This is a genomic window from Clostridiales bacterium, from assembly GCA_025757645.1.
Classification (GTDB): Bacteria; Bacillota; Clostridia; order Oscillospirales; family Oscillospiraceae; genus CAG-103.
On sequence record CP107216.1, the window covers coordinates 1,681,244 to 1,707,984 of the forward strand.

The window sequence follows — 26,741 nt, forward strand, 5'->3', positions numbered from 1 at the left end:
CCGATCAGCCGAGGTCGGCATAGATCGTGCGCAGGGCCGATTCCAGCGCCGCGATCTGTTCCGGCGTCAGCGAGCGCAGCATCTGCTGCTCCGTTGCCTGGATCGTGGCGTGCATATCCTGCGCGATCGCGGCAGCGCGCTCCGTTTGGCAGACGATCTTGCTGCGTTTATCTGACGGGTCAAGCCAACAGTACACAAAGCCGTTTTGCTCCATGCGGCCGATGATGCCGGCCACCGTCGGGTGCGACACCTGCAGGAATCCTTCGATCTCCTTTTGCGTCGCCTGCCCGCCGTTGTGGTTCAGATAGCCCAGTACACGGCTTTGCGTCAGCGTCAGCCCCTGCTGCGCGAGATCGGCATCTGCCCGCATTTTGATCTTATCCGTGATCATTTTTAATAGACATCCGATTTGAAATTGCTCCATGATACACCTCCAATGTGTAGCACGCTACGCATTATAGCGATAATATTTTTTATCGTCAAGAGGCGTCACAAATTGTTTACATGCGAAAAAAGCCCGCCTGCCGAAGCAGACGGGCTGTACAGAAAAAGATTACAGGTGCTGGTCGCGGTCAATCTTGTCGTAGTGCTTGAGCAGGATGCCCTCCATGACGGAGGTCAGCTTCATGTCCAGGTTCCAGAAATAGATGACAAACGTGACCACAAACGCGCCGAGTGCGCCGAGCGACACACCCATAAGGGCCTTGAGCAGCTTGCTTTTCAGATTGTTCATGTTCGATCTCCTCTCTGATTACCAGGACTTGTCGTCCTTCAGGATCTCCAGGCTCGGATCCACAGGCTCTTCCTGCATGACGGTGCGCATGTAATCATTGACCTGCTGGCGCACGCCCTGACGCGAGACCACGCGCGGGTCAAACAGATCGTGCGTGACCCAGATGAGGTGGATGCCGTGCTCACGGGCGCGCTCCTCAAACAGGCCGTGCATGCCGTCGAGCGCCTTGCAGCTCATGTGCTCCCAGAGGATGACCATGTCGGCGTTGAACTGCTCGCAGAACTCCCAGAGCTCGTCGAGGAGGACCTTGTAGCCGCCGTGGGTGCGGTTGCGCATGATCATGTTCTCTGTCAGCCAGGCCATGTCGTAATACGCCTGCTCGCGGTTTTCGGGCGTGTCCTCCGTGACGAGTTCGCGCGTTGAGACCATGGAGAGCATATCCGTCAGCGGCACGATGCCCCAGCAGTTGAGCAGCCAGACGAGGAAGTCCATGTAAAAGTGCGACTGCACGCCCCAGACGATGGCGCGGTGGCGGTACTCGTTGGCGGCCTTCTTCTGCTTGCGGTAGGCGCGCTCGGCGAGCTGCGTGATCTTGCGATCGACTTCGCGGAACGCGGGGACCTTGCCGCAGATGGCCATGTAGTTCGTCTCCGTGTACAGCGCAAGGTTGGAGCCAAAGACCTGCGGATAGTCGGTCTTGTTCATCTCCAGCCACTCGAGGCGGCACTTGGTGGCGTAGTTCACGCGCTCGGCGCACTCGAAGTACGCCTTCCAGTCCCACTTCTCGCCGGTGTGCTCCTCGATGAAGGCGATGGCATTTTTGATCTCCTGCGCGGCGTAATCCTGCACGTCGTCCTCGCGGTGGCGCAGGGGCGCTGCCAGCTGGAACACCGGAATGCCGTCCTCAAGCTCGAGGCGCTTGGAAATGACGCCGTTTCCGAGCAGAGAGCCGTCGCACGTCGTGTTGCACTGCACGGCGCACGCGCCGAGCACCGGCGCGTCGTCGTCGATGGACACACCGGCCTCCGCCTCCGGCATCGGGCAGACATCGCCCGCGAGGCCGTACTCCTGCGCGACGTCGATATAATGCTCGGCTGCGTGCTGGTTGAGCAGCACGGAGACATAGGTCGACGGCGTCTCACGGCTCAGGCCCTTGAGCGTCGGGAAGCCCATCATGACGGCGGTCATCTCGTTTTCGTCCACGAGCACGACCTTGTCGGAGAATTTCTTGTCCTTGCCGATGCGGCGGTCGCCGCGGAAGAGACCGTCGAGCAGCTTTGCCACGTCCTCGATGATAAGATCCTGCTCCAGGTGGCAGATGCGCAGATATTCATCGCGCAGGCCCTGGGTGTGGCGGTCGACCATCATGGGCACGGCCAGATAGTTGGCCATCCAGCGATAGCGGAACATGGCCTTGATGTTGCGCGGCTTGGAGACCATCTTCGCCATGGTGATCCAGTTGTGCAGCCAGCGGGAATAATCATAGAGAGTGTCGGTCACGCCGCGCCACTCGCGGCGGTTGCGGACCTTGCCCTCGGTATAGAACTTACCGAAGTTTTCACAGCCGATTCTCTTGTTGGACATCACTGTTTCCCCCCTTGAATCTTCTTGATCTCCATGCTTTCCACGAATGCCTGCACACGGGTGCGCATCTGGCCGGAGGAAGCGATGTTATACGGGCGGTCAACGGACAAAACGGGATAGCCGTAGTCATCGTTGAGGATGTGCGAGCCGAGCATGCGCTCATACGCCCATGGATCGCAGAACTTGATCTGCTCGTAAATGATGCCGTCGGCCTCGTACTCCTTGGCGAGCTGATTGACGTATTCGCGGCGGCCGATCATCTTGGGCATGTTCATATAGCGCGGGCACTGGGCGCGGTTCATGTACTGGCGGCAGATCTGGGTCAGCGCGTCCTCATCGTCCGTCAGCACGATCGGGTCGCGGCCCGGGAACGAGCCGTAGCAGAAGCGGTCGGCGCAGACGTACGCACCGGTCTCCTCGACGAGCTTGATGAAGTCAATGTCATCGACCTCAGAGCCGACGACGACCACACGCGCGCGGTAGGGGGTCTTCTTGTCCGGGCGGCGGGTCTTGAGCTCCTTGAGCGTCTCCTCGAGTTTGTCGATGAGCAGATACTTCGGCGCGACATAGGTCGCAAGCGTGATGACGTGGAATTCGTAGCCCGTGATGCGCGGATTGGGGCCCTTGCGGTACTCGCCGATGGCGCGGATGAGCTCGCACACGCGGTTGTGCTCGGCGACAGACTTGCGGATGGCCTCATCCGAGACGTCGATGCCATAGACATCGTGCAGCGGCGTGAGGATATGGTTGCGGCACTGCAGGACGTACAGGTTCAGGCCGTTGTCGTCCGCCTTCATTGGGATCTCCATGTACTCGAAGAAGAACTTCGGCTTGTCCTTGCCCATGGTCTTGAGCAGCTCCATGTTCTCCACGGCGCGGTTCATCATCGAGCAGCCGTCCGGCGTAATCATGCAGTCGGCAAAGTTGTAGCCGCCTTCAATGGCGCGCTCGAGCAGCGCGCGGCTGTACTCGCACAGGAAGCTGGTCATATAATATGTGGCCATTTCCATAGAGCCGGTGCGCGGCGCGCGCAGGCGCGTTGAGAACGAGCCGGGCAGGTTCAGCAGCGGCTCGGGCGTGTTTTCGCAGGCATAGGCAACGCAGATCTTCCCCTCGTTCTGCGCCTGAGCGATCAGGTCATTGTGCGCTTCCTGCAAAAGGTTTTCGAAGTACAAAAGATGTTTCAGGTCTTTCATGGTTCACTCCCTCTTCGTTCGTGTTTCTATCAAAAGCGGCTGCGCGACCGCTTCTGTCTCTTTTGCTGCCCATAGGCAGGGAGGCGTGCCGGAATCAGCGCGCCTCGATCTGTTTGATATTGATCTCATTGCCCTGCTGCAGCCAGGTGTTGCCGCTGCCGCAGTGCGGGCAGGTCTTGCCGTATTGTACGGTCGGGTAAGTGGTCTTACAGTCGTCGCACCAGGTGACGGCCGGAATGATCTCATACAGGAATTTCGTGCCCTGAATGATTGGCTCCTTCTTGGTATACCAGTTCCAGCAGTCCTCGAGATATTCCGGCACAATGCCGGAGACCTCACCGAATTCGAGCGTGACCGACTCGATCTCGGTGAGGTTGTTTTCCTTGGCAATCTCCTGCACCTGCTTGACGACATAAGTAACGATACTCAGCTCGTGCATGGGGGCTCCTTTCAAGCGGGCGGGCACAGCGGGAAGGGTTCTGTGCCCGCCTCATAATGATGGATTACTTTTTCTTTTCCGCCAGGGACTTCTTGATGATCTTCACCTGACGCTTGGCGGCATAGGGGCCGATGGCCTTGAACTTGTCCTCGGCCGGGATCATCTTGCTGTTTTGCGGACGCACGCGCTTGAGGTGGATCGCGTCGAATTCGCACTTGGTCGTGCAGATGCCGCAGCCGATGCACTTGTTCGGATCGACGACGCTGCGGCCGCAGCTCAGGCAGCGGGACGCCTCGGAGCGGATCTGCTCTTCGGTGAACGTCACGCGGTCGTCCTGCATGGTGCGCACCTTCTTGCTGTCGATGGCAACGGCGGCACGCGCGGGCTTTTTGATCTTCTCGGTCGGCAGAACGATATCGTCCTTGTTGAGCTCCTTGAACTCGCGGGTGTTGCGGTGGATCGTCAGGGTCTGGCCCTTGTTGACGAAGCGGTGGATGGACACCGCGCCCTCGCGGCCGGTCGCGATCGCGTCGATCGTGTACTTCGGGCCGGTGGCGCAGTCGCCGCCGACGAAGATATCGGGCTCGTTGGACTGGAACGTCACGGCGTCGTGTGCGATCAGGCGGCCGTCAGCCGTCTCCGCCGCGGTGCCGGCCAGAACGTCGCCGTAGACCGAGCGCTGGCCGATGGCGACCAGAACGTTGGAGCACGGGACGGTGATGGTCTCATTCTCGTCATAGACCGGGGCGAACTTGCCGCTCGCGTCGCGGACGGACACGCAGCGCATCAGCTCGATGCCGGTGACCTTGCCGCCCTCGCCGAGGATGGCCTTCGGCGCCCAGGAGTTGTTGATGACGACGCCGTCGGCGATGCCGGCGTTCTTCTCGTCCGGAACGGTGGGCATCTCTTCGTCCTTCTCGAGGCAGTACATGTTCACGCTGCCCTTGGTCAGACGCAGGGCCGCGCGCGCCACGTCGATGGCCGCGTTGCCGCCGCCGATGACGACCACATCGCCCGTGAGCTTCTTGAGCTTGCCAGCGTTGACTTCACGCAGGAAGTCGAGACCGCTCTTGACGCCCTTGAGATCCTCGCCGGCGATGTTGAGCTTCGACGCCTGCTGCAGGCCGACCGCGACGTAGAACGCCTGGTAGCCCTCTTCGCGCAGCTGCTGGATGGTGATGTCCTTGCCGACTTCGACGCCGCATTTGAACTCCACGCCCATCTCGCGCAGCACATCGATCTCGGACTTGACCACGTCCTTGCCGATGCGGAAGCTCGGAATGCCGTTGACGAGCATGCCGCCGGGCACGGCTTCCTTCTCGAACACGACCGGGCTGTAGCCCTCGATGGCCAGGAAGTAGGCGCAGGACATACCGGCCGGGCCGCCGCCGATGATGGCGACCTTCTGGTCAAACTTCTCATGCGTGCAGGAGTTCATGGGCGGCACGTAGCGGTGCTCGGCCTTCATGTCCTGCTCGGCAATGAACTTCTTGATCTCGTCGATGGCCAGCGGCTCGTCGACGGTGCCGCGGGTGCAGGCATCCTCGCAGTACTTTCTGCAGATGCTACCGCAGACAGCCGGGAACGGGTTGTCCTTCTTGATGAGCTTGAGCGCGTCGGCATAGCGGCCGTCGCCCGCCATCTTGATGTAGCCCTGGATGGCGATGTGCGCCGGGCAGGCAGCCTTGCAGGGCGCCGTGCCGGTCGGCCAGGTCTGGATGCATCCGTTCTCGTTGCGGTAATTCTTGTTCCAGTGATCCTCGCCCCACTTGGTGTCGTCCGGCAGCTCATGGTGCGGATACTGGATGGGGCCTTCCTTCGTGCAGAGCTTCTGACCGAGGCGGACAGCACCAGCCGGGCAGGTCTCTACGCACTTGCCGCAGGCAACGCACTTTTCCGGGTCGCTCTCGGCCACGTAGGCGGAGGCGGACAGGTTCGGCGTGTTGAACAGCTGGCTGGTGCGCAGCGCGTTGCAGACGCCGACGGCGCAGTTGCAGATGCCGAAGATCTTGTTCTCACCGTCGATGTTCGTGATCTGGTGGACATAGCCGCGGTCCTCGGCCTTCTGGAGGATCTCCATGGCCTCTTCATAGGTGATGTCGTGGCCGTGGTTCGTCTCGCGGCAGTAGTCGGCGAAGTCGCCGACGCCGATGCACCACTCGCCTTCCACGTCGCCGGAGCCCTCGCCGCGGATGCGCTGCTGCTTGCGGCAGGAGCACACGGACACGCCGATGTGGCCCTCGTACTTCTTCAGCCAGTGGGACAGGTGCTCGATCGGCAGAGACTTGCTCTCGGCCGGGATGGCCTTTTCGACCGGGATGACGTGCATGCCGATGCCGGCGCCTCCGGGAGGCACCATCTCGGTGATGCCCGCCAGCGGCAGATACGCCATGCGCTCGAAGAAGTCTGCCGTCTCCGGGAACATGTCCGCCTGCTCGGGATTGATCATCATGATCTCGGCACTGCCGGGGACGAACATGTCCAGCACCCAGCGTTTCTCATGGTTCGGGTTCTTGCCGTCGAGGTTCTCCCAATGGAACTCGACCAGACCGCTCTCGCTGATAGCCTGCATCGCTTTTTCCAGATAGGCTCTGTCGAACTGCGGGTTTTTCTTTGCGAGCTGCTCGATCGTGAGCGGCACGCGCTTTTTCATCGTCAGGGCGATATCGAGGATATCGTCCGCCATCTTCTCATCATACTTCACCGCCGTGAACTTCAGGGCGGAGTTGATGCCCAGATACTCCGGGGCATCCGGCGTGATCTTGTCCTTGCCGAGCAGGACCGTTGCGCGATCCGTGATTTCTTTGCCGAGCTTTGCAATTTTCTCGTCTTTTGTCATGTTCTCGCTTCCTTCTCTGATAGTTTACATCCAAATAACGACGGGCCGTTCGGACACTTGAACAGCTTCCAGCGTCGCCATGTTAATTTATTAACCCTGCAATGTCAAGGCCTCCAGGGCATTTTTGAAACAAGTCACAAAAAAGTTGTAAAAGAATTGCGAATAAAATCTTATGTGTGTTGAATCACAGAAACAAAAGTCGTATAATGTTTGAAGAAAGCAAACATTTTTCGTCAGGGGTGTTTGAAGTGCAAGATTCTTCCTGGAAATTCAAAGAGGAAGTCGCGGAAACAGCCATTTCCCTCTTTAAGCGCGACGGATATAACAACGTGACCGTCAACGACATCTGCAAGGCATGCGGTATCTCCCGCTCCGTCTTTTACTCCTCTTTCAACGGCAAACGCAGCATCCTCGAATACATGGTGGAAAAACCGCAGCACAATGACGACAAGAGCTTCATGAAGTTTGCGCACGCAGATAATGACTTTGAGCGCATCTGGCAGCTGTTCGACCGGTTCATCACGATCGCTTACGACTTCGGCCCGGAACTGACGAGCACACTCTTCATCATGCAGTTCGAGTCGCCCGAAGGCATCCGCACGGCCATCCATGCGCTGGACGATCTGTTTGCAACGCTGGCCAATAACTGCGCCAAGGCGGGCATTATCGACACGGAAGAGCCGCCGGATCTGCTGTCGCGCATCGCGACGGATCTGGTCTGCCATGAGCTCTATGTCTGGTGCAGTCAAAAGGGCAACTTCTCGCTGCGCGCACGTGCGCGGCAGTATGCCGAGGTCGCCTACCACGTCAAACCGGAATACCGCATGCCGGCCGAACAGCGGGATGCTCTGTGACTTGCAGCATACGGCTACCGCCTGAATCTGTGCATGCAATACCATGGCGCTTTCAGTCAGTGACGTAAAATCACGCCGCCACAGGGACTGAACAATCTGCTGCTTGAGGAAATGATACATGAATAAATATGTTTATAAGCTCGGAGAATTCAGCGGCAGTGATTACCTCAAATTCAGAAAGGGAAATTCTGGTGCCAGCAGGAAGTTTCTTCGACAAGATTCACTGTATGTACTGGACAACGCGTTTTACTTTTTCCTGGCAAGCGCATTTCAAAAAGTCTCTGTGTCATTCGATATGTTTGAAGATACTAGTGTTACAAGAGGAGAATGGTGAAAAATGATGCAGCTGAACATTCCAGAAACCGTTCTCCCCGAATTTGTAAGTGATGCTAAGGAAACGATATCTGCTACAGACCGTTGGGTCACAGAAGAAATCGGAGAGAACGAAGAATTCATTGTCATTGGCGTATAACAAAAAAGAGCTATCTGATTTCAAATGAAGTCAGATAGCTCTTTTCTTATGAATCATAAAATTCTGTTGCCAAATCGCTGCCGCGAGGGGCTTCAAGGCTTAAAAAGTCCAGTATTTACAGGCTTTTTTCGACCTCTGGAATTATTCCCACTCGATCGTGGCGGGCGGTTTGGACGTAATATCATAGACGATGCGGTTGATGCCCTTGACCTCGTTGACGATGCGCACGGAGACGCGGTCGAGCACATCATACGGGATGCGCGTCCAGTTGGCAGTCATGAAGTCCGTCGTCGTGACACTGCGCAGCGCGAGCGTATAGTCATACGTGCGGCCGTCGCCCATAACACCGACAGAGCGCATATTCGTCAGCACCGCGAAGTACTGATTCATCGTCTGCTCCAGGTGCGCCTTGGCGATCTCGTCGCGGAAGATGAAGTCCGCGTCGCGCAGGATGTCCAGCTTGTCCTTGGACACCGCACCGAGACAGCGGATGGCCAGACCCGGGCCCGGGAACGGCTGGCGCATGACCAGATACTCCGGCAGGCCGAGCTCACGGCCGAGCGCGCGCACCTCGTCCTTAAACAGCAGACGCAGCGGCTCAATAATCTCCTTGAAGTCCACAAAGTCCGGCAGACCGCCGACGTTGTGGTGGCTCTTGATGACGGCAGCGACATTCGTGCCGGATTCGATCACGTCGGGATAGATCGTACCCTGAGCCAGATAGTCGACCGAGCCGATCTTCTTGCCCTCTTCCTCAAAGACGCGGATGAACTCCTCGCCGATGATCTTGCGCTTCGTCTCCGGATCGGAGACGTCCTTCAGGCGCGTGAGGAAACGCTCTTCCGCGTTGACGCGCACGAAGTTGATGTCCCAATTCTGGAACGCAGCCTCGACCTCGTCGCCCTCGTTCTTGCGCAGCAGACCGTGATCGACAAAAATGCACGTGAGCTGATTGCCGACCGCCTCCGCCAGCAGCGCGGCCGCGACCGAAGAATCCACACCGCCGGAAAGTGCCAGAAGCACCTTGCCGTCGCCGACCTTGGCGCGGATGTCCTCAATGGACTTGCGCATGAAGTCGCCCATCGTCCAGTCGCCGGTCGCGCCGCAGACCTCATACAGGAAGTTGCGCAGCATGGCCTGTCCGTACTCGGTGTGGTTGACCTCGGGGTGGAACTGCACGCCGTAGAAGCCGCGCGCTTCATCGCAGATACCGACCGTCGGGCAGGCATCCGAATGCGCCACAAGCCGGAACGAATCCGGCACCTTGGCCATATAGTCCCCGTGACTCATCCACGTAATGCTCTGCTCCGGCAGGCCGCGGAACAGACGGCAATCGGTGTCAAACCATGTCTCCGTCTTGCCGTACTCGCGCGCGGTGTCCTTCCCGGCGGCGGTTACTTCCCCACCGAGATACTGCGCCATGAGCTGGCAGCCGTAGCAAATACCGAGGATGGGGATGCCGAGCCGAAAGATCTCCGGATCAACCTGCGGCGAACCTTCGGCGTACACGCTCTGCGGGCCGCCGGTGAAGATGATGCCGATGGGGTCAAAGGCGCGGATCTCATCCACGGTCATGGTGTTCGGCTTGACTTCGCAATAGACATTGCACTCGCGCACGCGGCGCGCAATAAGCTGGTTATACTGTCCTCCGAAATCGAGGACGATGACAGACTGATTCGGCATGGATGACGCTCTCCTTATTCGACGGTAACGGATTTCGCGAGGTTTTTCGGCTTATCGATCGCGCAGCCGTTGGCTTTTGCGACATAATATGCAAAGAGCTGCAGCGGCACGATCTCCGCCGGGACGACGAACAGGTCGTCCATGCGCGGTACGAGGATCACATCGTCCGCCTCGGAATAGATGGCGCGATTGCCCTCGAGCGCCACACCAAGCACGCGCGCACCGCGCGCCTTGACCTCTTTGACGTTGCTCATGGTCTTGTCAAACAGCGGCTCGTAGCACGCAACGGCGATGACGAGGCGATTCTCCTCAATGAGCGCAATCGTGCCGTGCTTGAGCTCGCCCGCGGCATAGGCCTCCGAGTGCAGGTAGGAGATCTCCTTGAGCTTCAGCGAGCCCTCCATGCAGACAGCGTAGTCCACATTGCGGCCGATGAAGAACAGGGACGGATTGTTTTTGTACCGCTCGGCCAGCTGCGCGATCTGCGGGTTGAGGTCGATGGCGCGCTGCACCATCTGTGGCAGGATCATGAGGTCGTCCGTGAGCTTTGCCGCCTCTTCCCTGCTCAGGCAGCCGCGCTTCTCGCCCAGATAGAGCGCCAGCAGATACAACACCGACACCTGCGTGGTGTAGCCCTTCGTGGTCGCAACGGCGATCTCCGGACCTGCCCAGGTGTAGATGACATCGTCCGAGATGCGAGCGATCGTACTGCCGACGACGTTGACGATCGAGAGCACATAAGCCCCCTTGGACTGCGCCTCGCGGATGGCGGCGATGGTGTCCGCCGTCTCGCCGGACTGCGAAATGATGATCATGAGCGTGTGCTCGTCGACGATCGGGTCACGGTAGCGGAACTCACTTGCAAGGTCGGCATCGACCGGGATGTGCGTGAGCTTTTCGAGCGCATATTTGCCCGCCTGGCCGGCATAAAACGCCGAGCCGCAGGCCGTGATCATGATCTTGTTGAAGCCCATGAGCTGCTCGTCGGTCATCTTCAGCTCGTCAAACACGACGCGGTGATCCTTCACACGCGGGTCGAGCGTGGACTTGATGGCACGCGGCTGCTCCATGATCTCTTTGAGCATGAAATGCTCATAGCCGCCCTTCTCGGCAGCCTCGATGTCCCACGCGACGCGGGAGACAGGCTTGTGCACGGGCTTTCCGGTGCAGTCAAAGACGGTATAACCGTCGGCGCGCACCTCGGCGAGCTCGCCGTCGTCAAGATAGACCACATTTTTCGTGTGCGACACAAGCGCCGTCACGTCGGAGGCGAAGAAGTTCTCACCCGCGCCGACGCCGATGATCAGCGGACAGCCGTTGCGCGCGAGGAACATCTGCTCCGGGCAGTCGGCGCACAGAATGCCGATCGCATAGCTGCCCTCCAGACGGCCAAGTGTCTTCATGACAGTGTCCTTCAGGTTGCCGTCACCGGTGTAGTACATATCCAGCAGATGGACGATGACCTCCGTGTCCGTCTCACTATGGAACCGGAACCCCTTGGCCTGCAGCATCTCGCGCAGCTCCATGAAGTTTTCGATGATGCCGTTTTGCACGATGGCGAACTTGCCGTCGTTGCTCACGTGCGGATGGGCGTTCGCCTCCGTCGGCGCGCCGTGCGTGGCCCAGCGCGTATGGCCGAGGCCAATATAGCCGTGAAGATCGCTACCGTCATGCGTTTTGGCCAGCAGATTCTTGATCTCGCCGCAGGCCTTGGCAAGCTCGATCGTGCTGCCGTCGAGCACGGCGATGCCGGCCGAGTCATAACCGCGGTATTCGAGCTTCTGCAGCCCTTCGAGAAGGATCGGCGCAGCCTGCTGCGCGCCGACGTATCCAACGATTCCACACATAGTCAGTTCTCCTTATTATTTTGAAAAATCATCGTTATCGCAATTCTATGCCGACATTGTGCAAATACGTACAAAATGCCAAAATAGCATTCTAAATATTATACCGATATCCCGTTCGTGTCAAGTTGCGCTTTGTGAACACTGCATAGACCGCAGTCCCCGTTGCCGCGGGCCGTCCGCCAAGGCAGAATGGAAAATGCAATCATCGCAACCGGATGGCGCACATCCCCGCGCGCCGGAAACAGCCGGCAAGAAAGGCAAACAGCGACAAAAAAGCTTGCAAAAATTGCATTTTTCTGCTCTGCATACTTCCATTCTGTCCGCAGAAAATAGTAGCGGGTCAAGAAACCCAAAACACGAAAAGGAGATGGAAAACGAAATGGCTACTTCCAACAGCAACAACCTTGTCAACCCCAATGCGCGTGAGGCGATGAACCGCTTCAAGATGGAAGCCGCGTCCGAGGTGGGCGTGAACCTCAAGCAGGGTTACAACGGTGATCTGACGTCCCGTCAGGCCGGCAGCATCGGCGGCCAGATGGTCAAAAAGATGATCGCCGCCTACGAAAACGGCATGCAGTAATCTGAGCAAAACCGAAAAAAGCAGGGCCGCGGAATTCCGCGGCCCTGTTTCCTATCTGCATCTATATTATTTCCCGGGATAGACAGCAAAAAACGCCTCGATCGCGGCGGCCGGGGCCGTGCACGAGCCCTGGATCATGGTCGGCTTGCCGCCGCCGCGGCCGGAGATGGCGGCATTGATGGTCTTTGCCTCCGTGCGCAGATCGACCGTGCGGCTGCCGATGATATAGCGGTAGCCGTCCGCATCGCTGCCGGTAAAGGCGGCGCAGACGCCGCCGGCAAGCAGCATGCCGGCATTGACGAATTCGCGCATGGCGGCCGGATCGTCAAAGCGGTCGATGACGCAGATACTGCCGGGCGTCTCCCGCAGCAGCTGCAGCCGCTGCGCGTTGAGGCGGCGCTCCAGCTCCGCGGCCGCGGCCTTACGCTGCGCGATCTCATCGAGCAGGCGCTGCACGGCCGGGACGACATCCGCCTGCCGCACGGACAGCTGCGCCGAGAGCGCCGCGACCTGCGCGCTCTTTTCCCGATAGTCCGCCTCCGCGTCCGACCCGCACAAAATCGTCACGCGCACACCGCCGCGGTGGCGCATGAGCGACGTGAACTTGATCGCGCCGATCTCGCCCGTGTGCGACACGTGCGGCGCGCAGCAGGCGCAGACATCATAGCCCTCGACGGTGACAATGCGTATATCCTCTTTCAGGTCGAGCTTGCTGCGGTACTCCATGTGCGCCAGCTGCTCCGGTGCCGGGTACTCTGTCCGGATCGGCACATTGCGGTACACTGCCTCATTTGCCAGCTGCTCGATGTGCATGAGCTGCGTCCATGTGAGCTCGCCGCTATAATCCATCGTGATCGCGTCTTCCCCAAGGTGGAAGCCAACGTTGTCAAATCCGTATTCCTTATGGATCAGCCCGGAGATAATGTGCTCGCCCGAGTGGCCCTGCATGCGCCGGAAGCGCTGCGGCCAGTCGATCTGGCCGCGCACCTGCGCACCGGGTGCGAGCGGCGCGTCCGTATAGTGCACGATCGCATCCGGCAGCAGCTGCACGTCCAGAACGCGCGCGCCGCCGAGCGCACCGGTATCGGCCGGCTGACCGCCGCCCTCCGGGAAAAACACCGTCTGATCGAGCACGACGGCATAGCGCGCCCCGTCCGGGTCGCAGCGCAGCACGGTCGCAGAAAAATCACGCCGGTGACTGTCGAGATCATATAATTTCCTGGTCATGGTCAAATCCCCCATTTCTCATAGCAGTATAGCAGGAATTTTCGTTGTTCTCAACCCTTGCTTATTTGTGTCGAATATCGTATTCTTGTGCCAATAACATAAAAAGGTGATAATTATGAACCAGAAACTCAGAAATCTCGTCTACACCGCCATGCTCATGGCGCTGTGCTGCGTGGCGACGCTCGTCATCAAGATCCCGACCGTGACCGGCGGCTATCTCAACGCCGGCGACATCGTGGTCGTACTCGCCGCCCTGCTGGCTGGCCCGCTCTACGGCGGCGTGGCTGCCGGTTTCGGCTCCGGTCTGGCGGATGTGATCTCCGGCTACATGAGCTACGCGCCCGGCACGCTCGTCGTCAAAGGGTGTGCGGCCGTGGTCACGGCGCTGATCTTCCGCGCCTGCCGCAAAAAGTCCTTTGGCTTCGCGCTGCTGAGCGCCATCTGCGGCGAGATCATCATGGTGCTGGGCTACTTTGTGTTTGAGGATTTCATTCTCGGCTATGGCGCAGCCGCGGCGGCAGAGATCCCGGGCAACGCCGCGCAGGCCGCCGTCGGCATCGTGGGCGGTCTGGCGCTGTACTTTGCGCTGAGCAAAGTGCCGCAGATCCGCGATTTCTCCGAGGCCGCGCTGGCAAAAAAGCAGAAATAAATCCACTCCATACGCAAAACAGCCGCTCCCGATCGGGAGCGGCTGTTTTTCTCGTTTTTACACCACGCGCACGCGAATGACCTCCGGTATGCGGTCAATCTTTGCCACCTGATCGTCATCGAGGCGGCCGTTGAGATCAATCATGGCATAGGCGTATGCGCCGTAAGCCTTGTTGATCATGTTCTCGACGTTCAGGCCCGTGCTGCAGGTGATCTCCAGGAACTGGTTGAGCATCGTCGGCACGTTCTGGTGCAGGATGCACACACGGCTGACGCCCATGCGCTCGAGCGTCGCGTCCGGGAAGTTGACGGAGTTTTTGATGTTGCCGTTGGCGAGATAATCGTAGAGCTCGCGCGCGGCCATGACGGCGGACTTCTCCTCGCTCTCCGGCGTGCAGGCGCCCAGATGCGGCAGCGCGATGATATTGTCGACGCCGACGACCTTTTCGTTGGGAAAGTCCGTGACATACTTGCCGACGCGGCCGGAGGCAATGGCGGCGAGCATGGCGTCGTCATCCACGATCTCGGCGCGCGACTCGTTGATGATGCGCACGCCGTCCTTCATCTTGGAAAACGCCCTGGCATCAAGCATATGGAACGTCTGGTCCGTGTACGGCACGTTGATGCTGATATAATCCGCCTTGGCATAGATGCCGTCGAGGTTCACCTCGTGCTTGACATCGCGCGAGAGCCGCCACGCCGCGTCCACGGACAGGTACGGATCATATCCGCAGACATTCATGCCGAGGCTCACGGCAGCGTTGGCGATGAGCGCGCCGATCGCGCCAAGGCCGATGACGCCCAGCGTCTTGCCCATAAGCTCGGGGCCTGCAAACTGCGATTTGCCCTTTTCAACGAGCGCGGGGATGTCCTTGCCCCGGCCGTTGAGCCCCTTGACCCAGTCAATGCTGCCGAGCACATCGCGCGACGAGAGTACGAGCGAGCAGAGGATCTGCTCCTTGACCGCCTCGGCGTTTGCGCCGGGCGAGTTGAACACGACGATGCCGCGGCGGCAGCAATCCTCGAGCGGGATGTTGTTCGTGCCGGCGCCGGAGCGCGCGATGGCGATCAGGCTCGGCTCAAAGGCATAGCTGTGCAGGTCGGCCGAGCGCAGGATCAGGCCATCTGGTGCCTGTATGTCCTCCCCGACGACGCAGCCGCGCTCTTCGAGCTTCTGCAGGCCATAGGGGGATATATGGTTCATGGTTTTGATTTTATACATGATGTTCTACCTCAAACTGTTTCAGATAATCCACGAGCGCATCCACGCCCGCCATCGGCATGGCGTTATAAAGCGAGGCGCGCATGCCGCCGGCAACGCGGTGGCCCTTGAGATTCAGCAGGCCGCGCGCCGCCGCGCCGCTGATGAATTCCTTGTCGAGCGCATCGTCCCCGGTGCGGAACGTGACGTTCATATCCGAGCGGGAGCCCGGCTGCGCACAGGGATGAAACAGCGCGCTGTTGTCGAGAAAATCGTACACCTTTGCGGCGCGCGCATGCTTGAGCTGCTGCATGCCCTCCACGCCGCCCTGCCGCTCCAGCCACGCGAGCACGAGACCGAGGATGTAAATGCACCAGCACGGCGGGGTGTTGTACATAGAGTCCTTGTCGATCATGCGCTGATAGCTGTACATGACCGGTGTGATGGGCAGCTCATGCCCGGCGAGACTGCGGTCAACGATCGCAACCGTCAGGCCCGCAGGGGCCATGTTTTTCTGCGCGCCGGCGAAGATCACGCCGTATTTTGACACATCGACCGGGCGCGAGAGAATGTCCGACGACATGTCGCACGCGAGCGGCACGCGGCCGGTCTCCGGCACGTACTGCCATTCGGTGCCGTAGATCGTATTGTTGGCGCAATAATAAAAATAGGACGCGCGCGCATCGAGCCTCAGCTCGCTCTGCTGCGGGATACGGGTATGGCCGCAGGTGGAGGTGTCCGCCGCAATGTGCACCGCGCCGTATTTCTCGGCCTCTTTGGCCGCGTTGCCGGAAAAATGCCCGGTCACGGCATAGTCCGCCGTCCCCTGCTCGCCCATCAGATTGAGCGGGATCATGGAAAACTGCGCCGTGCCGCCGCCCTGCAAAAACAGGATCTCATGTGTGTCCGGCACAGACAGTGCGGCGCGAAAACGCGCCTTCACATCCTGGAAGATATCCGAAAAAGCCTGACTTCGGTGACTCATCTCCATCACGGACATACCCGTGCCATGATAATTGAGCAATTCCGCCTGCGCCTGCCTGAGCACTTCCTCCGGCAGGACCGACGGTCCAGCAGAAAAATTGAACGTTTCACTTCGGGTCACGGAAATCACCTCCAGGGGTCAAAATTCATCGCATACAGCACATTCTGCATGGATTGAGAAAAGTCTAACACGTTCCGCAAAGCGCGTCAAACCAAATCCCCCACAAGCATTTGCCCGGAAACGGCAGAGATTTTGACATTTTTCACAAGTCCGCGCAGATCGTCCCCCGCAGCGCGCACCAGACAATAGTTGTCCGAGTGTCCGACCCAGCTGCCGTCATGCTCCGTCTCGAACAAAACGGGCAGCGTCTGGCCGACCTGCTGCACCAGATAGCGCTGCTTGCAGGCATCGGCCACGCGCTGTGCCTCATGCGCGCGCGCCGATTTGACCGCGTGGCTGAGCTGCTCCGGCATGGCGTCCGCCTTCGTGCCAGGGCGGCGGGAGTACGGGAAAACATGCACGGCCGCAAAGCCGACCTGCTCCAAAAACGCCACTGCGGCCGCCTGATCTGCCTCCGTCTCGCCGGGGAAGCCCGTGATCATGTCCGCCGTGAGCGCACAGCCCGGGAAATACCGCCGCAGCCGCTCGACGCAGGCGAGAAACTCTGCAGTATTATATTTGCGGTTCATGCGCGCGAGCGTGCGGTCGCATCCGCTTTGCAGCGAGAGATGGAAATGCCGGCAGACCTGCCCGGTCGCGGCGGCGCGGCGGCAGAAGTCCTCCGTGATGACCGTCGGCTCGATCGAGCCGAGGCGCAGACGCATCTGCGGCGCGGCGGCGGCGACCGTCTCCACGGCGTCGGCCAGCGTCAGCTTACCCGGCAGATCCCGGCCGTAGGACGCGATCTCGATGCCGGTCAGCACCAGCTCCCGATAGCCCTCGGCGGCCAGATGCGCCGCCTGACGCGCCATTTCCTCCAGCGGCAGACTGCGGATGCGGCCGCGCGTATACGGGATGACACAGTAGGTGCAGAAATTATTGCAGCCGTCCTGGATCTTCAGCATCGCGCGCGTGCGGCCGTAGGCCGCGCCCGCCGGCAGCGGCTCAAAGTCAAAGCGCTGGAACGGATTATCCACGCACGTGACGGGCGCGTGCTCACGGAACGCACGCAGAATGTCATCCACAAATGCCTGCTTGCTGCCGCTGCCATGTACCACGTCGGCGCCGATGGACGCCGCGTCCTCCGGGCTGAGCTGCGACCAGCAGCCGCACACGGCGCACAGCGCCTGCGGGTGCTCCTCGCGCAGCTTGCGGATCATCTGGCGCGACTTGCGCCCGCCCTCCGCCGTGACGGCGCAGGTGTTGACGACGATCAGATCGACCGGCTCACCGTCCGCTGCGGCCGTGAAGCCGTGCGCGTGCAGGAGCGTTTCGATTGCCTGCGCTTCATACTGGTTGACCTTGCAGCCGAGGGCGGTTATAATATAGTGCATAAAAACATCTCCAAATCGAGGTAAGTGATCATGGTTTATCTGGACAATGCCGCAACGACCCGTGTCTGCCCGGAGGCAGCGGAGGCGGCAGTACATATGATGACGGAGTGCTTCGGCAACCCGAGCACGACCTACAAGCTCGGCCGTGAGGCCAAGGCCGCCGTGGACAAGGCGCGCGGCCAGATCGCAAAAGCGCTCGGTTGCCAGCCGGACGAGGTGTATTTCACGTCCTGCGGCTCCGAGGGCGACAACTGGGCGCTCATCTCCGGAGCGCGGTACATGCGCCGCCGCGGCAAACACATCATCAGCTCCGCCGTGGAGCACGACGCGGTGCGCAAGTCGCTGGACTTTCTGGAAAAGGAGGGCTACGAGATCACGCGCCTGCAGCCGGACGGCACCGGCGCCATCCCACTCGAGGCGGTGCGCGCGGCGCTGCGGCCGGACACGATCCTCGTCTCGCTCATGATGGTCAACAACGAGACCGGCACCGTCAACGACATCGCCGCCGTCGCCCGGATGCTGAAAGCGGAAAACAGCATTGCCCTGCTGCACACGGACGCCGTGCAGGGGTTTTTGAAAGTGCCGTTCTCGGCCAAAACACTCGGCGCGGACATGATCACCATCAGCGGTCACAAGATCCACGCGCCGAAAGGCATCGGCGCGCTCTACATCCGCAGCGGACTGAAGCTGCCACCCTATATCCTCGGCGGCGGGCAGGAGCGCGGCATGCGCGCCGGTACGGAGGCCACGCCGCAGATCGCCGCCTTTGGTACGGCGGCCGAGATCGGCAGTGCGAAAATGGCGCAGGCCACGAAAACCATGGCCGAGCTGCGCGCCCACGCCATCGACCGGCTGACAGCCGAGGTGGACGGTCTTGTCGTCATCGGCGGCGGCTCGCCGCACATCCTCAGCATTTCTCTGCCCGGCTACCGGAGCGAGGTGCTGATGAACTTCCTCGAGGCGCGCGGGATCTACACATCAAAAAGCTCCGCCTGCAAAAAGGGCGGGCGGAGCCATGTACTCGAGGCGATCGGGCTGCCGGCGAACGTGATCGACGGCGCGCTGCGCATCAGCTTTTCGCGCTACACCACGCGGGAAGACATCGACGCGCTGTGCGATGCACTGCGGGATGCAAAGCAGTCCCTCTTCCCGTCACTTCACTGAATCATCCTTTGGATCCTTGAGCGATTCGTCCGGCACCTCCTGCGGTAGGCGCACCGGCTGCATCGTGGCATCGTCGATGTAATCCAGATCCATATATTCTGCGGTCTCCGTCTGGAGGCCGCGTTTTTTCAGCCCGTGATCGACCAGCCGCTCCAGGCCGGCATAGATCACGACGAACACCGGCACGCCCAGCAGCATGCCGATGAAGCCGAACAGGCCGCCGCCGAGCAGGATGGCGAACATGATCCAGAAACCGTTAATGCCGGTGGAATTGCCAAGGATCTTCGGGCCGATGATATTGCCGTCGATCTGCTGCAGGACGATGATGAAAATGACGTAAATCAGGCACTTCATCGGCGAGACGAGCAGAATGATCAGCGCCGTCGGCACCGCGCCGATGAACGGGCCGAACACGGGGATGATATTCGTCACGGCGACGATCACGCTCACGAGCACGACATACGGCATGCGCATGATCGCGCAGCAGATATAGCAGATGACGCCGATGATGGCGGAATCAATGACCTTGCCGCTGATAAAGCCCATGAACGCCGTGTCCGTGAAGCGAATGGCCTTGAGGATGCGCTTGGACGCCTTGACGGAAAACATGCTGTAGAGCACCATCTTGGACTTTGCGAGAAACAGCTCCATATTCGACAGCACATAGCAGGCGACGACGAAGCCGATGAGCACATCGAGGATCGCACGCAAAACGGCATAGATGCCGGTCGTCACGCTCGTGACCACCTTGCCCATGGACGGCAGCAGCGCGGTCTTCGCCCAGTCGAGCAGACTGTCGGACACATCGCCGGTCGCGGAGAGGAGCACTTCCTCTACCTCGGGATTGTTTTCAAAGAACTTGTTGATCCAGCCGGTGATCGTGTCATAGTACTCCTGATAGTTGAGCACGATGCTCTCAACGCTCGTGTAGATCTGCGGGATGATGAGCCAGATGAGGGCGGCGATAATGATCAGGGCGACCAGAATCGAGAGCGCGACGGACAGGCCGCGCGCAAGTGAGGTGCGCACCGGTTTTTTCGGGCGGAGCTTTTTGAGCAGCGGCTCAAAGAGCTTGCGCTGGAATACCTTCGTCAGCGGCCAGAGCAGGTAGGCGATCACCAGGCCCCAGATGATCGGGCTGAGGATGCCGAGCAGCGAGCTGATCGCATCGCCGATGGATTTGCCATGCTGCAGCAGCATGTAAAACAGAATGCAGCACGCGATCACGCCGAACGCCGTGATGCCCCAGCCGAGATATTTGTTTTTTGGATCAAATCGCTTCATAAACCGTCTCCCCCCATCGCGCCCGCAGCGCCCGCCAGTGTCTGTGATCAGTCGGATTTATTTTACTATCATGTGCCCGCACCGTCAAGCCGGTAATACCGGGCTTTTCGTACATTTGCGACACGGTGCGCCGTATCTTGACACGCTCTGAGCGCTTCGGTGTGCAAAAGCCTGTGTAAATTGTGGAGACTCGGACTGCTTTTCCACGCGCCCCCGGCATAGGGTGATAAGGAGAAATCAACGGAAAGGGCTGAGCATATGAAACGATGGATCTGTCTGCTGCTGGCAGCGCTGCTGCTGCTCACACCAGCGATGGCGCTCGAGCAGCCAACGGACGAGGAGCTGAAGATATCCGCACCGTCGGCGATCCTGATGGAGCGCTCGACCGGCACGGTGTTATACGAGAAAAATGCCGACGAGCACCTGTCCCCCGCCAGCGTGACGAAGATCATGACGCTGCTGCTCATCATGGAGCAGCTCGACAGCGGCCAGCTCGATACGAGCGACATCGTGACCGCCAGCGCCCATGCCAGCTCCATGGGCGGCAGCCAGATCTGGCTCAAGGAGGGCGAGCAGATGAGCGTCGACGAGATGCTCAAGTGCATCGCCGTCAACTCCGCCAATGACTGCGCCGTCGCCATGGCAGAGCACATCTCCGGTTCCGAGGAGGCGTTCACCAAGCGCATGAACGACCGCGCGAAAGAACTGGGCATGGAAAACACGCAGTTTCTCAACTGCACGGGGCTGACCGACGATCCCGGCCACTACACGACGGCGCGCGACATCGCGTGCATGTCCCGCGCGCTGCTGGCCCATCCGCGCATCCGCGACTACACCACCATCTGGATGGACACCGTGCGCGACGGCCGCTTCGGCCTCGCCAACACCAACAAGCTCATCCACGCCTACCCCGGCGCGACCGGCCTGAAGACCGGCTACACCCAGCAGGCTATGCACTGCCTGTCGGCCAGCGCCGAGCGCGACGGCGTGGAGTACATTGCCGTGGTGCTGCACGCGGAGAGCTCCAAGGCGCGCTTCGCCGACGCAGCGACGCTCCTCAACTTTGCCTTTGCCAACTATTCGCTCTATTCCGTCGCAGCCAACACGGTCATTCCGCCCGTGCGCGTACGGTTTGCCGAAACGGACAGCGTGCAGCCGGTGCTCTCGGGCACGGACGCCATCGTCGTGCGCAAAGGCATGGCCGCACCGCAGACGGACATCGCGCTCAACGAGGACCTGTGCGCCCCTCTGGAGCCGGGCGCGCAGGTCGGCACCGTAACCGTCACCGACAGCAGCGGCGACACGCTGATCCTGCCGCTGGTCGTCCCGGACGGCGCTGCGCGCATCTCGACGGCGCACCTCTGGCTGCAGCTGCTGCGCGCGCTGTGAGCGACAGATTTCCGGTTGCGAAATCCCGATTTTCGTGTATACTGGTGATATTCTTTAAGAGAGAGGGCATCGCAATGATCAAAGTGGATCTCTCCGGCGCGGCCGGATTTTTTGACCCCGCAGGGCCGGACTACGCGGCCGCTGCACAGGCACACCGCACGCTGCTCGAGCACACGGGCGCCGGTGCGGATTTTACCGGCTGGCTCGATCTGCCGGAGCGTATGCAAAGCGGAGAGCTCAAGCAGATCCTCGCCGCCGCATCCCGCATCCGCGGCCGCTCGCAGGCGCTGGTCGTCGTGGGCATCGGCGGGTCATATCTCGGCGCGAAGGGCGCCTTAGAGCTGCTGCGGCCGCGGCCGCAGCCCGGCGACCCGAAAATCCTCTTTGCCGGCAACTCCCTGTCGCCGGACGCGCTGATGCATCTGCTCGAGGAGCTGGGCGATCTGGACTTTGACCTGAACGTCGTCTCCAAATCCGGCACAACGCTCGAGCCCGCGCTCGCGTTCCGGATGTTCCGCGGCCTGCTGGAGGCAAAGTACGGTCCGGAGAAGGCCAAAAAGCACATTTTCGCCACGACGGACGCCCACCGCGGCGTACTCAAGCACATGGCGGACGAAGAGGGCTGGGAGACTTTCGTCGTGCCGGACGACGTCGGCGGGCGCTACAGCGTGCTGTCCGCCGTCGGCCTGCTGCCGATGGCCGCCGCCGGTATTGATGTACAGACCGTGATCGGCGAGGCCGGCGAGGCTTTCGCCGCCATGAGCGCGCAGTCGCCCGAAAACCCCGCCTGGCAGTATGCCGCCGCGCGCCAGCACCTGTACCAGCTCGGCAAGACGACCGAGATCCTCGCCTGCTACGAGCCGTCGTTCCGTTTCATGGCCGAGTGGTGGAAGCAGCTCTACGGCGAGAGCGAGGGCAAAAACGGCATCGGCATCTTCCCCGCCTCCGTGGAATACAACGCCGACCTGCACTCCATGGGTCAGTATATTCAGGACGGCCCGCGCACGCTCATGGAGACCGTCGTCTCATTCGAGCAGCCGCAAAATGAGTTCACCGTCCCGTTCGCCATGGGCGACCCCGACCGGCTCAACTACCTTGCCGGGCGCAAGCTCAGCGACATCAGCCACATGGCGCAGGAAGCCGTCAAGGCCGCGCACATCGCAGGCGGTGTGCCGAATCTGGAGGTGCGCGTGCCGAAGCGCGACGAGGCCGGGTTTGCCTGGCTCGTGTGCTTCTTCGAGCTGGCATGTGCCATTTCGGGCTATATGTCCGGCGTCAATCCGTTCGATCAGCCCGGCGTGGAAGCATATAAGAAGAATATGTTCTCTCTGCTCGGCAAGCCGGAGGCAAACTGAGAAAAGTTATCGTTGCAGTCGGCGCGAAAACGTGCTAATCTAGGCATAGGGTATCGCCCTGACTTTCAAAAGGAGTGTGATTGACATATGGTCCAACTGATCATGGGTCTCAAAGGTTCCGGCAAAACGAAGCGTTTGGTGGAAATGGTCGCCACGGCCGTCCGCGAGGAATCCGGTTCTGTCGTGTGCATTGAAAAGGACAAAAAACTTACGTATGACATTCCCTATCAGGCTCGCCTGATCTACGCCTGCGACTATGCGTACGCGATGGGCTCTTACGATTTCTTTAAGGGCTTCCTCAGCGGCCTTCATGCCGGCAACTACGATATCACCCATGTGTTTGTTGACAACTTCACGAAAATGCTATCTGAGGTCTCTGAGCCGCAGATCGCGGAGTTCCTGGCCTGGCTGAATGATTTCTCCGAGCGGGAACACATTCAGTTCACCCTGTCTCTGAGCATGGATCCCGCGGTGACCGGCAGCGAGATTACAAAATATATGATCTGACATACGGCAAAACCGCCGCTCCGAACATCCGGAGCGGCGGTTTTTTGCGCGCATCATTCGGCGAGCTCGCGGTACATGGCCGCAGCGTCGCCTTTTTTCGCGTTTTCCGTGACGGCGAGCACTTCCACCTTCACGGTGCGCTGGCCGAAGGCGATCTCGATCACGTCGCCGACCTTCACGTCATACGACGCCTTGGCCGTCCGGCCGTTGACCGTGATGTGCTGACCGTCACAGGCATCGTTTGCCACGGTGCGGCGCTTGATGAGCCGCGAAACTTTCAGATATTTGTCCAGGCGCATAGGCATCCTCCTGTGAAAAACGCTCCGGGTCAGGCCCGGAGCGTTTGCATCGCTTATTTGGAAACAGCGTCCTTGAGCACTTTGCCGGCCTTGAAGACGGGCACGCGCGTCGCCGGGATCTCGATCTCTTCCTTGGTCTTGGGGTTGCGGCCGATACGGGAGCCGCGCTCCTTGATGTCGAACACGCCGAAGCCGACGAGCTGCACCTTTTCGCCGACCTCGAGGTTGGCGGTGATGGTGTCAAACGTCGCGTTGACGGCCTTCTCGCTGTCCTTCTTGGACAGGCCGGTCTTTTCGGCAACTGTTGCGATCAGTTCTGCCTTATTCATGATGGTAATCCTCCTACTTCATGTTTGTGTTGGCATATGCCATGATATAGAATTCCGCACGGGTCTCTCACTGCCGTGCAGATTTCTTTCCTTCGTTGTCCGCGCTGGCCGTCTGCTTGGCCTGCTGCCAGAGCGGCTGCATCTGCGCGAGCGTGCGCTGCTCGAGCGGCACGCCGCTGTCCGCCGCTGCGGCCTCCATGGCGGCAAAGCGTCGGATGAATTTTTCGCACGCGGCATGGGCCGCCTGCTCGGGGTCGATGCCCGCAAAGCGCGCCACCTTCACGGCGGCAAACAGCAGATCGCCCAGTTCCTCGGTCACGGCGTCCGCGTCGCCGGAGGCCACGGCCTCGCGCAGTTCCCGCGTCTCTTCGGCGACCTTGTCGAGCGCCGCATCCGCGTCCGGCCACTCAAAGCCGGTCCTGGCCGCCTTGGCCTGAATCTTTTCACAGCGCCAAAGTGCCGGCAGACTGCGCGCCACGCTGTCCATCGCCTCGGCGGTGGTCGTCTGCGCGCGCTCGCGCTGCTTGATCGTGTCCCAGTCCGGCGCATCCGGCTCGTCGCGCCGGAACACATGCGGATGCCGGTAGACGAGCTTTTTGCAGGCAGCGTCCGCCACATCGTCAATATCAAAATGCCCGGCCTCGCGCTCAATATCCGTATGGAACAGCACCTGCATGAGCACGTCGCCCAGCTCTTCCTTCAGGTGCGCCGTATCACCGGCGTCGATGGCCTCGCAGACCTCATACGTCTCCTCCAGGAAGTTGCGGCGGATGCTCTCGTGCGTCTGCACCTGATCCCACGGGCAGCCATCCGGCGAGCGCAGGAACGTGATGAGCGCCACAAAGTCGCGCAGGTCATAGCTTTCTTTGCAGAGAAAATCTAACACAATTTTGCTCCTTCTGCAACCCTTTTTTCAAAAAACCATTGAAAATTCAGGATTTTTCGGTGTTATGTCATCTGATGTGCAGAACTTTTGCGAGCTTTTCGCCCTTCGGGATCAGCTGCAGATCGGCCAGCGTGATCGCGTGCGTTTTTACGACCGCAATCAGATACGCCACGACCGCGCAGACCATCGACACGAGCATGGCCAGCGCCATGCGCTTCCAGCTCAGGTCGCCGCCCATGGCGGCGGACAGGCCCGCATACACGCCCCAGGCCACGACAGCCATGATGAGCGTGCTCAGCAGCGGACGCACGAGCGCCCGGCCGACATTCGGCCGCTCACGGAGCGTTTTGCACAGGAAAATGTGGTTCATGGTGCAGATGACAAGATAGCACGCGAGCGTACCGACCGGCGCGCCGGTGATATTCAGCTCCGGCACCGCGATCAGGAACCAGTTGACCGCGATCTTCGCCAGGCCGCCGGCCAGCATGGAATAGACCGGGTAGATCTCGTGGCCGGTCGCCTGCAGGACCGCCGTCGTGATCAGTGAAATGCACACGAACACCGACGCAATGCCCAGCAGCATCAGCAGCGTTGGGCCGGCCGCATTGCTGCGCGGATAGAGCACGTTGACGATCGGGTAAGACAGCACGGCAAGCCCGATGCCCATCGGCATGGCGACCGCCGCGGAAATGCGCAGCGCGGATTCCGCAATGGTCTTCGACTGCGTATACTTTCCCTGCACGACCGCCGCCGCAATGGCCGGGACGATGCTGATCGTCATCGGCGTCACGAAAGCGGCCGGGAGATTATACAGTGTCTGCACCTTGCCGTAAACGCCGTAGAGAACGTTTGCATACGACTCGGAATAGCCAAGCGCCGTCTGCAGGCGGTACATGATGAGCTTCGTGTCCACGAGATTGATGATGCTCAGCACACTGGAGCCGAGCGCGATCGGGATGCTGATACGCAGCAGCGTGACGAGAATATGTCCGGCGGAATCCGGCACATCCGGATCCGCGACCGGTTTTTCCGGATAGTGGCGGTGATAATAGATCGCCACATAGATCAGCGCAAAAGCGCCGCCCGCCGTGACACCGAAGATCGCCCCCGCCGATGCGACCGGCAGACTCTTGCCCGCGCGCGTAAAGCTCCACGCGAGCACAAGACCGACGGCGACCTTGCCCACGACCTCGAGGATCTGGGAGACGGTCGTCGGCTTCATGTTGCTCATGCCCTGCGCATAGCCGCGGTACGTGCTCGTCAGATACACGAGCACGAGCGCCGGCGACAGCGCCCAGATGCTCTGTGCCGCGCGGACATTGTTGAGCATCCCGGCCAGCTCCGTCGGGAACAGGAACATGACCAGTCCGAGCAGCAGTCCGAAAATGGCAAACGTCAGCCAGGCCACGCGGAAGATCTTGCGCGCCTGCACGGGGCGGCCGAGCGTGTCCGCCTCACTGATCATGCGCGAGAGCGCGACCGGCATACCCGCCGTGGCCATGTTGAGAAAGACATAATAAATATTATAGGCAACGGAGAAATAGCCGTATCCCTCGTCGCCGAGAATATTGCCGAGCGGGATCTTATAGATCGCGCCGAGGATCTTGATGACCACAACGCCGGCCGTCATCATGGCCGCGCCGTGGAGATAGTTCTGCTTGCTGCTTTCCTGCAAACCGCACTCCCTCCCCCGCTGAAATTTCACGTGCCGGTATACTTTACACTACCGGACAGAAAAAATCAAGGG

At 60.2% G+C, this 26,741-nt stretch carries 26 protein-coding genes; 9 read left to right on the forward strand and 17 right to left on the reverse strand.

Annotation, left to right across the window (positions count from 1 at the left end):
* Positions 1-4 precede the first annotated feature (4 nt).
* The 6 genes from OGM61_08050 to OGM61_08075 form a co-directional block, all read right to left on the reverse strand.
* On the reverse strand, positions 5-424 hold the full coding sequence (locus tag OGM61_08050) for a MarR family transcriptional regulator (GenBank protein ID UYI83807.1): 420 nt from the start codon (positions 422-424) through the stop codon (positions 5-7).
* A 129-nt stretch (positions 425-553) separates the two neighbouring features.
* Positions 554-733: a hypothetical protein gene (locus OGM61_08055; GenBank protein UYI83808.1), complete on the reverse strand. Its 180-nt coding sequence runs from the start codon at positions 731-733 to the stop codon at positions 554-556.
* Between the two features lie 18 nt (positions 734-751).
* The gene (locus OGM61_08060; protein UYI83809.1) at positions 752-2,317 is read right to left on the reverse strand and encodes a 2-hydroxyacyl-CoA dehydratase family protein; all 1,566 of its coding nucleotides are present in this window, start codon (positions 2,315-2,317) and stop codon (positions 752-754) included.
* Entirely contained in the window at positions 2,317-3,513 is a 1,197-nt protein-coding gene (locus tag OGM61_08065) for a 2-hydroxyacyl-CoA dehydratase family protein (protein UYI83810.1), read from the reverse strand. Before OGM61_08065 ends, OGM61_08060 begins: the two co-directional genes overlap by 1 nt.
* A 94-nt stretch (positions 3,514-3,607) precedes the next feature.
* Complete coding sequence (locus OGM61_08070) at positions 3,608-3,952, reverse strand: hydrogenase maturation nickel metallochaperone HypA (protein UYI83811.1); 345 nt, start codon at positions 3,950-3,952, stop codon at positions 3,608-3,610.
* 64 nt (positions 3,953-4,016) lie between these two features.
* Positions 4,017-6,791 carry an FAD-dependent oxidoreductase gene (locus OGM61_08075; GenBank protein UYI83812.1) on the reverse strand — a complete coding sequence of 925 codons (2,775 nt, stop codon included), beginning with the start codon at positions 6,789-6,791 and terminating at the stop codon, positions 4,017-4,019.
* A gap of 248 nt (positions 6,792-7,039) precedes the next feature.
* Between OGM61_08075 and OGM61_08080 the strand changes: the two genes are divergently transcribed.
* From OGM61_08080 to OGM61_08090, 3 genes are all read left to right on the forward strand, one after another.
* Positions 7,040-7,645 carry a TetR/AcrR family transcriptional regulator gene (locus OGM61_08080; protein ID UYI83813.1) on the forward strand — a complete coding sequence of 202 codons (606 nt, stop codon included), beginning with the start codon at positions 7,040-7,042 and terminating at the stop codon, positions 7,643-7,645.
* Between the two features lie 118 nt (positions 7,646-7,763).
* On the forward strand, positions 7,764-7,979 hold the full coding sequence (locus OGM61_08085) for a hypothetical protein (protein UYI83814.1): 216 nt from the start codon (positions 7,764-7,766) through the stop codon (positions 7,977-7,979).
* Between the two features lie 3 nt (positions 7,980-7,982).
* Positions 7,983-8,117: a hypothetical protein gene (locus OGM61_08090; GenBank protein UYI83815.1), complete on the forward strand. Its 135-nt coding sequence runs from the start codon at positions 7,983-7,985 to the stop codon at positions 8,115-8,117.
* A gap of 141 nt (positions 8,118-8,258) precedes the next feature.
* Here OGM61_08090 and guaA read toward each other — a convergent pair whose 3' ends face one another.
* The gene (gene guaA, locus OGM61_08095) at positions 8,259-9,800 is read right to left on the reverse strand and encodes a glutamine-hydrolyzing GMP synthase (GenBank protein UYI83816.1); all 1,542 of its coding nucleotides are present in this window, start codon (positions 9,798-9,800) and stop codon (positions 8,259-8,261) included.
* Between the two features lie 14 nt (positions 9,801-9,814).
* Positions 9,815-11,647 (reverse strand): glutamine--fructose-6-phosphate transaminase (isomerizing), encoded by a 1,833-nt coding sequence (gene glmS / locus OGM61_08100; protein ID UYI83817.1) that lies wholly within the window; start codon positions 11,645-11,647, stop codon positions 9,815-9,817.
* 379 nt (positions 11,648-12,026) lie between these two features.
* Here glmS and OGM61_08105 point away from each other — a divergent pair, with 379 nt between their 5' ends.
* Positions 12,027-12,227, forward strand: a complete 201-nt coding sequence (locus OGM61_08105) for an alpha/beta-type small acid-soluble spore protein (GenBank protein UYI83818.1) — start codon at positions 12,027-12,029, stop codon at positions 12,225-12,227.
* 66 nt (positions 12,228-12,293) lie between these two features.
* Here the strand turns inward: OGM61_08105 and OGM61_08110 are convergent, their stop codons facing one another.
* Complete coding sequence (locus OGM61_08110) at positions 12,294-13,454, reverse strand: alanine--tRNA ligase-related protein (protein ID UYI83819.1); 1,161 nt, start codon at positions 13,452-13,454, stop codon at positions 12,294-12,296.
* 115 nt (positions 13,455-13,569) lie between these two features.
* Here OGM61_08110 and OGM61_08115 point away from each other — a divergent pair, with 115 nt between their 5' ends.
* Entirely contained in the window at positions 13,570-14,103 is a 534-nt protein-coding gene (locus OGM61_08115) for an ECF transporter S component (GenBank protein ID UYI83820.1), read from the forward strand.
* A gap of 57 nt (positions 14,104-14,160) precedes the next feature.
* On the opposite strand, the gene OGM61_08120 is transcribed toward OGM61_08115, so the two are convergent.
* From OGM61_08120 to mtaB, 3 genes are all read right to left on the reverse strand, one after another.
* The gene (locus tag OGM61_08120) at positions 14,161-15,324 is read right to left on the reverse strand and encodes a 3-phosphoglycerate dehydrogenase family protein (protein ID UYI83821.1); all 1,164 of its coding nucleotides are present in this window, start codon (positions 15,322-15,324) and stop codon (positions 14,161-14,163) included.
* The gene (serC, locus tag OGM61_08125; protein ID UYI83822.1) at positions 15,317-16,408 is read right to left on the reverse strand and encodes a 3-phosphoserine/phosphohydroxythreonine transaminase; all 1,092 of its coding nucleotides are present in this window, start codon (positions 16,406-16,408) and stop codon (positions 15,317-15,319) included. The genes OGM61_08120 and serC overlap by 8 nt, the downstream gene beginning before the upstream one ends.
* A gap of 86 nt (positions 16,409-16,494) precedes the next feature.
* On the reverse strand, positions 16,495-17,781 hold the full coding sequence (mtaB, locus tag OGM61_08130; GenBank protein UYI83823.1) for a tRNA (N(6)-L-threonylcarbamoyladenosine(37)-C(2))-methylthiotransferase MtaB: 1,287 nt from the start codon (positions 17,779-17,781) through the stop codon (positions 16,495-16,497).
* A 30-nt stretch (positions 17,782-17,811) separates the two neighbouring features.
* Here mtaB and OGM61_08135 point away from each other — a divergent pair, with 30 nt between their 5' ends.
* Positions 17,812-18,945: a cysteine desulfurase gene (locus tag OGM61_08135; protein ID UYI83824.1), complete on the forward strand. Its 1,134-nt coding sequence runs from the start codon at positions 17,812-17,814 to the stop codon at positions 18,943-18,945.
* Here OGM61_08135 and OGM61_08140 read toward each other — a convergent pair.
* The gene (locus OGM61_08140) at positions 18,934-20,229 is read right to left on the reverse strand and encodes an AI-2E family transporter (protein ID UYI83825.1); all 1,296 of its coding nucleotides are present in this window, start codon (positions 20,227-20,229) and stop codon (positions 18,934-18,936) included. The genes OGM61_08135 and OGM61_08140 overlap by 12 nt on opposite strands.
* Before the next feature lie 258 nt (positions 20,230-20,487).
* Here OGM61_08140 and OGM61_08145 point away from each other — a divergent pair, with 258 nt between their 5' ends.
* The 3 genes from OGM61_08145 to OGM61_08155 all read left to right on the forward strand — a co-directional run bounded on the left by OGM61_08145 (position 20,488) and on the right by OGM61_08155 (position 23,480).
* Positions 20,488-21,618, forward strand: coding sequence for a D-alanyl-D-alanine carboxypeptidase (locus OGM61_08145; protein UYI83826.1), 1,131 nt, complete (start codon positions 20,488-20,490; stop codon positions 21,616-21,618).
* A 74-nt stretch (positions 21,619-21,692) separates the two neighbouring features.
* Positions 21,693-22,973: a glucose-6-phosphate isomerase gene (locus tag OGM61_08150; GenBank protein UYI83827.1), complete on the forward strand. Its 1,281-nt coding sequence runs from the start codon at positions 21,693-21,695 to the stop codon at positions 22,971-22,973.
* An 87-nt stretch (positions 22,974-23,060) separates the two neighbouring features.
* Positions 23,061-23,480 carry an ATP-binding protein gene (locus tag OGM61_08155; protein UYI83828.1) on the forward strand — a complete coding sequence of 140 codons (420 nt, stop codon included), beginning with the start codon at positions 23,061-23,063 and terminating at the stop codon, positions 23,478-23,480.
* A gap of 53 nt (positions 23,481-23,533) precedes the next feature.
* On the opposite strand, the gene OGM61_08160 is transcribed toward OGM61_08155, so the two are convergent.
* The 4 genes from OGM61_08160 to OGM61_08175 all read right to left on the reverse strand — a co-directional run bounded on the left by OGM61_08160 (position 23,534) and on the right by OGM61_08175 (position 26,669).
* Positions 23,534-23,779, reverse strand: coding sequence for an RNA-binding S4 domain-containing protein (locus tag OGM61_08160; GenBank protein UYI83829.1), 246 nt, complete (start codon positions 23,777-23,779; stop codon positions 23,534-23,536).
* 53 nt (positions 23,780-23,832) lie between these two features.
* Complete coding sequence (locus OGM61_08165) at positions 23,833-24,108, reverse strand: HU family DNA-binding protein (GenBank protein UYI83830.1); 276 nt, start codon at positions 24,106-24,108, stop codon at positions 23,833-23,835.
* Positions 24,109-24,175: 67 nt separating this feature from the next.
* On the reverse strand, positions 24,176-24,994 hold the full coding sequence (gene mazG / locus OGM61_08170) for a nucleoside triphosphate pyrophosphohydrolase (protein ID UYI83831.1): 819 nt from the start codon (positions 24,992-24,994) through the stop codon (positions 24,176-24,178).
* 67 nt (positions 24,995-25,061) lie between these two features.
* A complete protein-coding gene (locus tag OGM61_08175; GenBank protein ID UYI83832.1) occupies positions 25,062-26,669 on the reverse strand; it encodes a polysaccharide biosynthesis protein in 1,608 nt (535 codons plus the stop codon).
* Positions 26,670-26,741 lie beyond the last annotated feature (72 nt).

Coding starts and splice junctions, on each gene's coding strand:
- glmS (UYI83817.1), bottom strand. CDS start 11,647: ATGTGTGGAATCGTTGGATACGTCGGCGCGCAGCAGGCTGCGCCGATC.
- OGM61_08150 (UYI83827.1), top strand. CDS start 21,693: ATGATCAAAGTGGATCTCTCCGGCGCGGCCGGATTTTTTGACCCCGCA.
- OGM61_08110 (UYI83819.1), bottom strand. CDS start 13,454: ATGACCAGGAAATTATATGATCTCGACAGTCACCGGCGTGATTTTTCT.
- OGM61_08145 (UYI83826.1), top strand. CDS start 20,488: ATGAAACGATGGATCTGTCTGCTGCTGGCAGCGCTGCTGCTGCTCACA.
- OGM61_08115 (UYI83820.1), top strand. CDS start 13,570: ATGAACCAGAAACTCAGAAATCTCGTCTACACCGCCATGCTCATGGCG.
- mtaB (UYI83823.1), bottom strand. CDS start 17,781: ATGCACTATATTATAACCGCCCTCGGCTGCAAGGTCAACCAGTATGAA.
- OGM61_08070 (UYI83811.1), bottom strand. CDS start 3,952: ATGCACGAGCTGAGTATCGTTACTTATGTCGTCAAGCAGGTGCAGGAG.
- OGM61_08050 (UYI83807.1), bottom strand. CDS start 424: ATGGAGCAATTTCAAATCGGATGTCTATTAAAAATGATCACGGATAAG.
- OGM61_08060 (UYI83809.1), bottom strand. CDS start 2,317: ATGTCCAACAAGAGAATCGGCTGTGAAAACTTCGGTAAGTTCTATACC.
- OGM61_08155 (UYI83828.1), top strand. CDS start 23,061: ATGGTCCAACTGATCATGGGTCTCAAAGGTTCCGGCAAAACGAAGCGT.
- OGM61_08165 (UYI83830.1), bottom strand. CDS start 24,108: ATGAATAAGGCAGAACTGATCGCAACAGTTGCCGAAAAGACCGGCCTG.
- OGM61_08105 (UYI83818.1), top strand. CDS start 12,027: ATGGCTACTTCCAACAGCAACAACCTTGTCAACCCCAATGCGCGTGAG.
- OGM61_08090 (UYI83815.1), top strand. CDS start 7,983: ATGATGCAGCTGAACATTCCAGAAACCGTTCTCCCCGAATTTGTAAGT.
- OGM61_08085 (UYI83814.1), top strand. CDS start 7,764: ATGAATAAATATGTTTATAAGCTCGGAGAATTCAGCGGCAGTGATTAC.
- OGM61_08075 (UYI83812.1), bottom strand. CDS start 6,791: ATGACAAAAGACGAGAAAATTGCAAAGCTCGGCAAAGAAATCACGGAT.
- OGM61_08055 (UYI83808.1), bottom strand. CDS start 733: ATGAACAATCTGAAAAGCAAGCTGCTCAAGGCCCTTATGGGTGTGTCG.
- OGM61_08065 (UYI83810.1), bottom strand. CDS start 3,513: ATGAAAGACCTGAAACATCTTTTGTACTTCGAAAACCTTTTGCAGGAA.
- OGM61_08120 (UYI83821.1), bottom strand. CDS start 15,324: ATGTATAAAATCAAAACCATGAACCATATATCCCCCTATGGCCTGCAG.
- OGM61_08140 (UYI83825.1), bottom strand. CDS start 20,229: ATGAAGCGATTTGATCCAAAAAACAAATATCTCGGCTGGGGCATCACG.
- OGM61_08160 (UYI83829.1), bottom strand. CDS start 23,779: ATGCGCCTGGACAAATATCTGAAAGTTTCGCGGCTCATCAAGCGCCGC.
- guaA (UYI83816.1), bottom strand. CDS start 9,800: ATGCCGAATCAGTCTGTCATCGTCCTCGATTTCGGAGGACAGTATAAC.
- OGM61_08135 (UYI83824.1), top strand. CDS start 17,812: ATGGTTTATCTGGACAATGCCGCAACGACCCGTGTCTGCCCGGAGGCA.